Source organism: Pseudoalteromonas sp. S4741 (assembly GCF_005886135.1).
GTDB classification, from domain to species: domain Bacteria; phylum Pseudomonadota; class Gammaproteobacteria; order Enterobacterales; family Alteromonadaceae; genus Pseudoalteromonas; species Pseudoalteromonas tetraodonis.
In genome coordinates this window covers 1-11,291 of sequence record NZ_PNCN01000189.1, presented here as the reverse complement: position 1 = coordinate 11,291, position 11,291 = coordinate 1, and the positions used below count along the sequence as shown (strand labels likewise).

At 39.5% G+C, this 11,291-nt stretch carries 8 protein-coding genes and 2 pseudogenes; 7 read left to right on the top strand and 3 right to left on the bottom strand.

What is annotated here, in order from left to right:
• Nucleotides 1-99 precede the first annotated feature (99 nt).
• From CWC30_RS17460 to CWC30_RS17450, 3 genes are read left to right on the top strand one after another with little or no spacing between them, the layout of a single operon-like run.
• Nucleotides 100-903, top strand: a complete 804-nt coding sequence (locus CWC30_RS17460; RefSeq protein WP_138627730.1) for a histone deacetylase family protein — start codon at nt 100-102, stop codon at nt 901-903.
• 50 nt (nt 904-953) lie between these two features.
• Entirely contained in the window at nt 954-1,226 is a 273-nt protein-coding gene (locus CWC30_RS17455; protein WP_013465384.1) for a late competence development ComFB family protein, read from the top strand.
• Entirely contained in the window at nt 1,219-1,371 is a 153-nt protein-coding gene (locus CWC30_RS17450; protein ID WP_081762898.1) for a YbaM family protein, read from the top strand. The genes CWC30_RS17455 and CWC30_RS17450 overlap by 8 nt, the downstream gene beginning before the upstream one ends.
• Nucleotides 1,372-1,373: 2 nt before the next feature.
• On the opposite strand, the pseudogene CWC30_RS19165 reads toward CWC30_RS17450, so the two are convergent.
• A pseudogene (locus CWC30_RS19165) lies at nt 1,374-1,808 on the bottom strand (SEL1-like repeat protein).
• A gap of 244 nt (nt 1,809-2,052) precedes the next feature.
• Nucleotides 2,053-4,209 carry an exonuclease domain-containing protein gene (locus CWC30_RS17440; protein WP_138627729.1) on the bottom strand — a complete coding sequence of 719 codons (2,157 nt, stop codon included), beginning with the start codon at nt 4,207-4,209 and terminating at the stop codon, nt 2,053-2,055.
• A gap of 195 nt (nt 4,210-4,404) precedes the next feature.
• Between CWC30_RS17440 and CWC30_RS17435 the strand changes: the two genes are divergently transcribed.
• The 4 genes from CWC30_RS17435 (at nt 4,405) to CWC30_RS17420 (ending at nt 8,112) form a co-directional block, all read left to right on the top strand.
• The gene (locus tag CWC30_RS17435; protein WP_069438618.1) at nt 4,405-5,829 is read left to right on the top strand and encodes a sugar porter family MFS transporter; all 1,425 of its coding nucleotides are present in this window, start codon (nt 4,405-4,407) and stop codon (nt 5,827-5,829) included.
• Between the two features lie 165 nt (nt 5,830-5,994).
• Nucleotides 5,995-7,290, top strand: a complete 1,296-nt coding sequence (locus CWC30_RS17430) for an OmpP1/FadL family transporter (protein WP_138627728.1) — start codon at nt 5,995-5,997, stop codon at nt 7,288-7,290.
• A 3-nt stretch (nt 7,291-7,293) separates the two neighbouring features.
• The gene (locus CWC30_RS17425) at nt 7,294-7,707 is read left to right on the top strand and encodes a YeeE/YedE family protein (RefSeq protein ID WP_036981994.1); all 414 of its coding nucleotides are present in this window, start codon (nt 7,294-7,296) and stop codon (nt 7,705-7,707) included.
• 3 nt (nt 7,708-7,710) lie between these two features.
• Entirely contained in the window at nt 7,711-8,112 is a 402-nt protein-coding gene (locus CWC30_RS17420; RefSeq protein ID WP_036981992.1) for a DUF6691 family protein, read from the top strand.
• 74 nt (nt 8,113-8,186) lie between these two features.
• Here CWC30_RS17420 and CWC30_RS17415 read toward each other — a convergent pair.
• Nucleotides 8,187-10,922 (bottom strand): annotated as a pseudogene (locus tag CWC30_RS17415) (hybrid sensor histidine kinase/response regulator).
• Nucleotides 10,923-11,291: the final 369 nt, after the last annotated feature.

Below are 11,291 nucleotides of genomic sequence, written 5' to 3'. Positions count from 1 at the left end.
GTGGAAGTAATGCTGCGTTATCACCTATTTATGGGGAATAACCACACCACATAGGCTCTGCCTTGCCTAAATACCAAACAGACTGCTGCAAATTCAACCTTGAAAGGTCAACAGACCCTGGGCTACACCCAATTTATATCACCTTCGCCAGCAACAACAGCGCAATTGAAATTGTGTCATAGCTCAGAGTACATCGCAGATTTTTTAAATGGCTCGTTAACTGACAAAGCGGTTAAGAAAATGGGGTTTCCGCACTCACCTGAACTAGTCGAGCGAACCCTTTATTCTGTTGGTGCCAGTATTCAAGCAGCTGAGAATGCACTTAAAAGTGGTTTAGCGGCTAATTTAAGTGGCGGGTACCACCATGCTTATAGCAATTACGGCAGTGGCTTTTGTATTTTTAATGATTTAGCCATTGCGGCAGCGCATCTTATTGCAACGGAGCAAGCCGACACCGTATTAATATTTGATTGTGACGTACACCAAGGTGACGGTACCGCGCAAATAACCCAACAGCACGAGCAGATAATTAGCTGCTCAATTCACTGTGAACAAAACTTTCCTCGGCAAAAACAGCACTCAAACTACGACTTTGGCTTACCTGCAAACACCACAGATGCAGAGTATTTAACAACACTAGAGCAAGCTCTTGAGTTATGTGTTCGCCTCCACCAGCCCGATATTATTTTATATAATGCGGGCGCCGATATTTATACCAAAGACGAACTCGGCTTATTTGATGTTTCTTTGGCTGGCGTATACGCGCGTGACTTTGCCGTTCTTAACTTATGTAAGCAGCGAAACATCCCGCTTATGTGTGCTTTAGGTGGTGGTTATCAGCGTAACATTAATGATTTAGTCAGTGTCCATAAACAACTATTTAAAGCGGCTCTCGATTTATAACAGTCCTTGGTATAGACTCATTTAAGACAATAACAAAGAGTGACTGGAATATGCGATTAGATGACGACATACACAATTTTTACGAAAAACTCGTTTTAGAAGAAATAGAAAAACGTAAACTTAATGAACGTTACAACGACGATGTAATGGCTGACTTTTGCTGTACCGTACTCAATCAATTACCCCCACGTTATATTCGATACGATGTAGATATGGCATTTTATTTAACTCAAACAGATCGTTTAGATATGCAGCAACGCGTTGAACTTGCTATTAATTTTGCGATTGATCAGATTGCTAAAAAGAAAGATATTAATGAGTAACCCGCTAGAAGACGCCCCTACACACATAAAACTTGCTGTGGATTTAATTATGATATTAGAGCAACACGACGTAGAGCCCGAAGAAGTATTAAAAGCGCTCGATATCGTAAAAAGTGACTTTGAGAAAAAGCTAGTTAGTAACTAGCTTTACTCTATTGTTTGTATTTCATGAACGGTGACAACACCATCGTGTTTATTACAATCAATTTTAATTTCGCCGAATGTTCGTCTCGGTGATTTTGACCTACGGCAGGTCATGTTTTGAGCTTTAACACTAAACTGCTCAATATAAACTGCCACAATTGCATCTATTTGTTGCTTCTCGTGTGTTGTCGCAGCAGTATAAAAAGCATCATATTGTTGTGACCAATTTTCAACGCCTGCTTGTGCAGCAACACCCAACCACCCCATACTAAGCTTAGTTATTGCTCTAAATATTGCCCTTTTCTGTATGCCTTAACACCATTATATTCTTTTTTTCTTCATGGTATTATCGTTGTAAAGACTTATTGGTGACGAATTACAGCCAGTTATTAAAGCCATCAATACCAGCAAAGTGGCACTCAATTGTCGATGATTCATTATTATCCTTAATTTATTATTGTTTTTGCCCAGAAACATATACCACTTTTAAAACACCCGCCCTAAAATATGTTAGCATAAATTTAACATTATCATGGGATTGCAAAGCTTACAGCGATTATTTTATTAGCGCAGTTTTAATCGCCCATTTAAAAATAGATAAACCTAATTTTTTAATACCCTGTGTTTATACCCAAGCTACTTTACTACTTTAAGTACAATACATTTAACTGGCTCAAATTTATCACTGGCTGTCTGTTTGTTGAACTAGTAGCAATAACTGCGCGGCCGCTTTGGCATCGTCTAATGCACGGTGATGATTAGTTAAGTCTAAATTAAAGTGTGCCGATAAATTACCGAGTGAGTATGACTTTAATCCCTTAAATGCTTTGCGTGATTCAACGACTGTACACAGTTTTGGCATTTTAAAATTAATTCCCAGCCCCTCAAGCTCTTTTTTAATAAAGCCATAGTCAAAATTAACATTATGCGCCACAAAAATACTACCCGAAAGCTTATCTAATAAAGTCGAAGCAATGTCGCTAAATATGGGCGCATTGCTTACCATGGCATCGTTAATACCGGTTAGTTTGGTAATAAAGCGAGGGATGGGCCGCTCTGGGTTTATCAGCGTAGTCCATGTGTCAACTATTTCGCCCTGCTTTACTTTAACAATACCAATTTCGGTAATGCGGTTACCGCCTTTGAGGCCTCCTGTAGTTTCAATATCTACCACACTATAAATACGGTTAGGGTCTACATACCAGTTTACCGCTGCAATATTGACTTTAAAACCACTGTTTTTTAAATTATCGATGCTCACTAGCTGGTTTCTTTTAAGCTTGTCTCCGGGCGCTTTTACCTCTTCAAAATGAACGCTATTGTTATCAACAATCATTAAATCGGGATAACCATCTTTTAGCTGTCGGTAGTTTTTTGCCATATTTTTTAAATGCTGAAGTAAAGCCGTTATTGGGCTATTTAATATAAGCATCTCTACTGGCTTTAATACATCTTTGTGCCACCTAAATAAGCCATTTGGTTGCTCATAATACTTTGCGGCATGGTCACACACTAAACGCAGCAATTTCTGGGCACTACTACACGCAGCTAGCCGCGCTTCTATTTGTGAGGATTGATTTATATAAAATGTGTCTGTTTTTAACGCTTGCGGGAAAATATCAAATTCGTTACAAAGTGGTGTTGGGGTTTCAATAAAGAGCTCTTGCCAAAAAACCAGCGCAAATAAGCTTTGCCACAACGTATTTTCAGTATAAAAAACGTGTTTGCCTTGACGAGTGTAGTGCTCACTTACACCTAACTCAACATCGCCACGGTAAAGCTCATCAACTTCTATAATACAGCGTGTACTGGCTAACATTTCACTAAGCCGTGAGCGTGTTTGCTTGTTAAATTTTCGCATTAAAAAGTCATCCGCAAAGTACAATAACTCATCGGTGAGCGGATTTTCTATAATTTCCTCAAGTTGCGCCTTTACCCATTCTTTATTGCCTAAACGGTATTGCTCTCTTATTTGAATTTCTAGTGCGTGCGCATCGTCTTCGCAGGCATTAAGTAAATCAAACGCTAATACAGGGTTAGTTGTTTTTAGTTGCTTATAAAGTATGACCAATAACTTATTCTTTAGCTCTCGAGCTATAACTCCTACTGCTAATTCATTTATTAACTGTTTTGCTAGCGTCTCATTTTCATTGTCATCTTTCGCGTTTTTAACAGCTAACCGAAAACGGTTTAACACATAGTTAGATTGCGCTTCCTCAATTGAGTCAAAGCGAGACAAACTTTCATTATGCCCCTGCCTAACAGGAGTTACCCCTAAATCTCTTAGTACAAACCGGTTTTGATGATTAACATCACCGGCACTGAGCCTGCCAAGATACAAAAATTCAAAATACTCGTAATACTCTTCTCTATTATTGATCACGTACTGATTATACAAATGCGAAAGACGCTCTGGCTTAGATTCAAAAAATGAAATAGCGACTTCAACTAAACAACTTTTAGCCGCACTTTTTTTAAATAATGGTGGCAGCTCTTGTTGAGCTAACAACTCAATTAAGGCCGGCTTTGTTAGATGACTAAGCAGTTGCTTAGCGTCTGCTTGTGAGGGTTCACAGACTAACCCAGCTGTTTTTAAATTAAAAAGTGCCTGATAAGGCGAAATAATCTCTTCATAATTTAATGACTGAGTTTGCACTAAATAAGGTTTACGAGAATAAATACGTGCTAGCATGCATTGGCTTTGCTCGTCGAGCGTGTTTATTTTATTAATAAATGTAATGTGCTTTTGCTCAAGCAAATGCATACATTTATCACTCACAAAGCCTATTAGCTCTTTAAAATGTGCCAAATAATATTTTGCTGGTAACTCTTTTCTCATAAAAACCGCCTACACTGTATATAAAAACAGTATCTAGCATCTCATTATTTTTATCAACCCAATAAAAATTTTTTATGCATACGTATTACTATTGAAATATCTTTTTTAGCGTGATTACTCTGTGCTAAGGTTGCCCGCAAATTATTAGTGGTACTTTAACTTCATTACACATAATAAAAATTAGGATTGAACAACATGACAACACAGTATGCAGCTAAAGGTGTGCAAAGCGCACAGACAAAGTGCTCACTTTTATACGTTATTTTTATATCGGCTGTTGCCGCCATTGGTGGCTTTTTATTTGGTTTTGATTCAGGCGTTATAAATGGCACTGTATCGGCTTTAGGTAATACATTTAACTCAAGCAGTGTAGCAACAGGGTTTAATGTTGCCTCTGTTTTACTTGGTTGTGCGCTGGGTGCTTTAGCTGCTGGCCCATTAGCTGACAAATTTGGCCGTCGCGCTATTATGATTGTCACTGCACTTATATTTGCTATCAGTGCATTTGGCTCTGGCATTGCTGATAGCTCAGCTGAGTTTATTTTTTACCGCTTATTTGGTGGATTAGGTATAGGTGCGGCATCTGTTTTAGCGCCGGCTTATATTGCAGAAGTAGCACCTGCCAGCTTACGCGGCCGTTTAGCAACACTGCAGCAGCTTGCTATTGTGCTGGGCCTGTTTGCTGCCTTTTTAAGTAACTACCTAATTGCTAATGCCGCAGGCGGTGCCGAGGGTATTTTACTGTTAGACTTAGCTGCATGGCGCTGGATGTTTTGGGCTGAACTGGTTCCTGCAGGCTTATTTTTAATTGGGGTCTTGTTTATTCCTGAGTCACCGCGTTACTTAGTCGCACAAGGTAAGCTTAAACACGCTAAAACTGTATTTAATAAAATTTCAGACGATGATGCTGATGCGCAAATCAATGACGTAAAGCAGTCTCTGCAAAGCGATAAAAAGCCAAGTATTCGCGATTTATTTATAGATGGCAGTAAAAAGGTACACCCTATTGTTTGGGTGGGTGTGGCCTTGTCAGTGTTTCAACAATTTGTTGGTATTAACGTGGTATTTTATTACGGTTCAGAGCTTTGGCAAGCCGCTGGTTTTGATGAATCACAATCACTGTTTATTAATGTACTTGCCGGCACTACTAATATTTTATCGACCTTTATAGCTATTGCTTTAGTCGATAAAGTAGGTCGTAAGCCACTATTATTGGTAGGTAGTATAGGTATGTTTATTAGTTTAAGTGCACTTACCTACACCTTTGGCAGTGCAGGCCTTGATGAAGCGGGCAAGTTAGCACTTAGCGAAAATATGGGTACCTTTGCTTTAATAATGGCTAACCTGTTTGTGGTATTTTTTGGTTTAAGCTGGGGCCCAATTGTGTGGGTACTGCTTGGCGAAATGTTTAATAACCGCATCCGTGGTGCAGCGCTTGCAGTTGCTGCCAGTGCGCAGTGGATAGCTAACTTTGCTATTACTATGACCTTCCCGATTATGCTAGGTAGTATTGGTTTAGCAGGCGCCTATGGTTTTTACACTCTCTCAGCGTTTATTAGTGTGTTCTTTGTGGTTAAATACATTAAAGAAACACGCGGTATGAAATTAGAGTCAATGTAAATTACTTGGCTGGAGTAAAATAGCGCTTAAAAATGCTATTTTACTCCAACGTATTTATCTCTCCTTTGTAAGCCCTTTCATTTGCTTGTTCCTCATCTACAAACAATATGCTTTTTTAGTATATATAATCTTTTAAAGTTCTTTTTTAGAATATAAAAGTTAGCTATTGTTCGCCAACTATCTCTACTTAGTCTCAATTTAAATGAAAAACAGTTACTCTCGGGCCTTATTTTCACCTCTGCGTTAAGCACATTTAATGTATTTGCAACGAATGGCTATTTTACTCATGGCTACGGTATGACTCACAAAGGCATGGCAGGTGCTGGTGTAGCGTTATCAGAAGAGTTAATGTCGGGTGCAAATAACCCGGCTACTTTTTCAGCTAATGGCACGCAAATGTCGGTAGGCATAGAATTATTTGCTCCTGAGCGTAACTACACCGCTGCAAAGGTCGATGAATACTTTACCAATGCACTGTATTTGGACGCAACAACCAAAAAAAGTGATAACAGCTTATTTGCAATTCCCGAATTTGCTATTGGCCATCAATTAAATGAGCGCATTAATATTGGCCTATTAGTTTACGGTAACGGCGGAATGAACACAGAATATGTGGCTGCTTCTGCCCCTCAAGGCACATTTTATGGCGGCACCACTGGTGTTGACTTAAAACAGTTATTTGTCAGTCCAACCATGAGCTATCAATTAAATGAACAAATACGCCTAGGTGTTTCTGCTATTTATGTAGTGCAACAATTTGAAGCACAAGGTTTGGCAAATTTTGCCGCCTTTTCGCAAAAGCCAGAGGCACTGTCTAATAATGGCGTTGATACCAGCACAGGCATTGGAATGCAACTTGGGATCAGCCACATTATTAATTCGTCATTTAGCTGGGGCGCCAGTTACCGTTCATCAGTGTCTATGAATGAATTTGACCGTTACAGCGGCCTGTTTGCAGAGCAAGGCGGGTTTGATTTACCAAGCTCTATTCAGATCGGTACCTCCTGGCAGTTTTTACCATCGCACCAAGTGGTGTTTGATTGGCAAAAAATAAATTACAGTGAAGTAAAAAGTATCGCCAACCCTATTACTAATTTAATGTCAGCGCCACTAGGGGCTGAAGCCGGAGCAGGCTTTGGTTGGCACGATATGAGTATTTATAAACTGGGTTATCAATGGCAACGCACTGAGCAACAAAAAATTAGGTTTGGTGCTTCTTATACTGAGCAACCCATTCCATCATCTGACATTTTATTTAATATTTTAGCGCCCGGTGTGCAAGAATGGCATTTTACAGCAGGCATTAGTCATGCGCTTAGTGACGCGGTGCAATTTAACGCAATGGCTTTTTATTCACCCTCTAAAAATGTAACAGGTGCAAACTATTTAGCGCCTAATCAACAACTATCAATTTCAATGGAACAATCAGGATTGGGTTTATCCCTTGCTTGGAGGATTTAAACGATGACAACCGAATTCACACCACTATCTGGGGCTATTGGCGGTGGTTTAATTGGTCTAGCCTGCGCGTTATTACTGGTTTTATTTGGTAAAGTAGCGGGAATTTCAGGGCTTATAAAATCAATTTTTAATCCACTGGCAGCAGCTTCTCGTTGGAAACTGTGTTTTGTGATGGGGTTATTGCTAGCAGGTGTATTTATACAATTATTTGCCCCTGAGCTGTTAGTAGGCGAATTAAACTTATCGCCTTGGATGATTATTATTGCAGGGCTTTTGGTCGGTGCGGGGACCACGTTAGCGAATGGCTGCACAAGTGGTCACGGCGTATGTGGTATGTCTCGCTTTTCGGCCCGTTCATGGGTATCAACCTGTACGTTTATGGCAATCGCCATTATCACCGCTAATTTAGTAGGGTAAATCATGCACGCAATTATTACGCTTATTTTAGGGTTTGTATTTGGTTTGGGACTAATTATTAGTGGCATGACCAACCCAGATAAAGTGCTTAACTTTCTCACTTTTAATCAGCAATGGGACGGTAGCTTAATTATTGTTATGGCTGTTGCAATGACCATTATGATGGGCGCATGGTTTTGGCTCACTAAAAAAGGCACGCCGGTGTTTAACGACAAACTAAGCCTTAGCGATTTAAAAAAGGTCGATACGCGGTTAATTACTGGCTCTATTCTATTTGGTTTAGGTTGGGGCTTAAGCGGCGTGTGCCCGGGCCCCGGGCTTGTACAACTGGTATCACTTAAAACAGAGTTTTGGTTATTTTTTGCTTCCGTACTTGGCGGTATGTGGCTGACCAAAAAAATATAATATGAGTCGCCGAGCACGCCTCGGCCACTTAGCATACTAACCGTGATCTATGTTGTGTGCTCTTCAACTGCTGCTCAACTGAGTAAATTACCAATCACTGTATATAAATCATCGCTATTAATGGGTTTGGCTATAAAGTCATCCATACCAACAATTAAACAGCGCTGCTTATCTTCTTCATAAGCATTTGCAGTGATCGCCACTATAGGTACTCGTAAGCCGCTTTTAATTTCATTGGTTCTAATCGCGCGAGTGCATTCATAGCCATCCATATTGGGCATTTGGCAACCCATTAAAATCAAATCAAACGACTGACTCTTCAAGACTTCAAGCGCCTTTAAGCCATCTTCAGCCATTGTTAAACTCGCTTTAGTAGGCTCAAGCATTTTTGCAATCACCTGTCGGTTAATCGCATTATCCTCTACCAACAGTATACGTTTATCCAAAAGACTGGGCTGCGAGGCTGTTTTTTTAGGTAACTTTGAGGGAGCCTCTGCTGATTCTGGCGCACTAATACTAAAGGTGAACGTACTACCTTTATCCTCTTCGCTGTGTAAATGAATTTCACCGTCCATCATCTTTATCAGCTTTTGAGAAATAGCCAGTCCCAACCCTGTTCCGCCATACTTGCGAGCAACGCCAACATCAGCTTGAGTAAACTCACTAAATAATAATGATTGCTGTGCCTTTGCAATACCAATACCGCTATCTTCAACGCTAACCTGAAGTTTATTACCGTTATAATCGAACGATAATCGCACAAAGCCTTGCTCTGTAAATTTATACGCATTAGAGAGTAAATTAATAATCACCTGATTTAAGCGTAATTCATCAACACTAATGTACAGTGGTAAATTTGTGGTTTGAATTATGCTAAATTCCACCTCTTTAGTACTAACAATCGGCGTAAATAAAGAGCGTATATTTTCGATAAATGGAGCTAGCTGCGTGGGTCTACTATTTAGCTCCATGGCATTTGCTTCAATTTTAGAAAAATCTAAAATATCGTTAAGAATATTAAGCAAGTTTTTTGAGCTTTCTTGCTGCGTGAGCAACAACTCTTTTTGTTCATTACTTAAAGACTGATCTCGAAGCAAAACCTCTCCCATACCTAATATGCCATTCATAGGTGTGCGAAGTTCGTGACTCATATTAGCTAAAAATTGTGACTTAGCGATATTTGCTTCATTAGCGAGTTTAACTGCTTGTGTTAGCTCAGTTGTTTGTTCTGCTACTTTATCTTCTAATTGCTGATTAAATTGGCTAAGTTGTTTATTAAGGTCTTCATTTTTTACATTAGAGGCTTGCAAACTTTTGATTTAATGCTGAAGTGCATTGTCCAACATTTCAAATTGTTGCTGTAATTGCAGTATTTCGTACCAACTAGAGTCTGTATTAAATACGTGTTTTTTAGTTTTACTAAAGCTGTTAATTAAATGAGTTAACTCTATGATGGGTTTAACCAGCAAATGGGTAAATTTATAGATAAATAATACCACCAGTGCAATAGAAAATAGCCCCAGCAACATAGTGGGCAACCAAGCAGCCACTACCACCAAGCTTAAATATTTACGATTGTATAGCGATATAACCTGCCACCCTGTAGTGTCGTCAACATACTGATTTGTATGGTACACCTCGTTATCGTTTGAGCGAAAAAGCTGATTACCACTAAAACGTTGGATACTAAGATCCTGCTGCTTAAAATCAGTCAGCACCGTAAACTGACTTAACGAGCTAAATACTATTTTTTTATCGGCATCAAGAACAAGTAAATCCCCTTTATACTCAAATAAATTGGGAATAAACCGCTCTAACTGATCTAGCTTGAGCGACCCCTCAACTACACCATAAAACTCATCATTTTTATAAATGGGAGCCGAAGGTTGATCGCCTAACCCTCTGCCTTGAAAAACGCCACTGCTGTAGCCTAAGGGGAACTGCTGAGCCTGAGCGAAATAAGGACGATCATTAACATAACGCTGACTCTGGCTTAAACCACTGAGCAATTCACTGGGTATACTTTTCTCAACATACCCTTCGGAGCTCGCATACAGACTAGTTGCAAAACCAGGGCATAAAGCCATTAGCCGCTCAAGCTGCTGCTGTATTGGTGCTCCGGCACTCATTGCATCACTGGTTATTACCATTGTATTTTTATGAAACAACAAATAGTCACTAAGCTGGGCACTGATCGAGCATGATTTTTCTTTAAGTTGCGTATTTACTTCGTATTCTAAGCGCGAGTAATGCTGATTAACCAAAAAGACACTGGTGATCAAAACCACCAAAACAATAATGATACTGACAACATAACTTAATATACGGGCCAGAGGCTGCCCTTGATAAGCCCGGCTTGCGTGGGGAACAAACACACTCACTAAGTCGACCAAAGCTAACGCTAGCATGGCATTGATAAAGTATTTTGAGGCAGCCACAACAAGCGTGAGCCAAGGAAGACCTATAACAAAGTGACCCAAAACCCACACCAGTGGTAAGCCGACTAAAAACCAAAATACTGCACCTAAAGGAAGTATTGGCTTAGAACGCTTTAAGCAAAAGGTATAAAGCCAAAACAGCTCAAGCACATAAACAACACTGGCCCAGCTATGCCCCCAGCGATAAAATAAAAAACCAGTGACAATAGCTAAACTAAGGAGGGAATAACGAAGCCCAGCAAACACTAAACTGAGTATTACAAACGTCTGACCAAATAAAAATTCAGAGCTATCAAAAAAATACAGAGGTAAAAGGTTAGCGCATCCCCCTAAAAGCCCTAATATTATAGCAAGCGCCCACTTATTGCTCACTCATTAGCTATTGTCTATAAAGGTAAAAATTTAGCTAAGTGGGTATGATCTAGAATTAGTGTACGAATAATATAAATAAGAAATATTAAAAAATGGAATTTTAATACACCCAAATGTTGCTTGAAGTATAAGTTGACATAGGCACATCCGATTTCATTGAGCTACAACGGCACAAGTGAAGTGTAAGTTGGCATAATATTGAAGCTTATAATGGCATAAAGTTACCATATACGAGCTCTTTAAAACCAACCCCACAAAAATACTGACTAGTTTCATTGGCTGCAATGTGCCCAGACTGTGTAAAAACTAATTTTTAATAAATTGTCTTGGGTATGTTCTTAGTTTGAAACCATTTAAGATGGTTGCGAT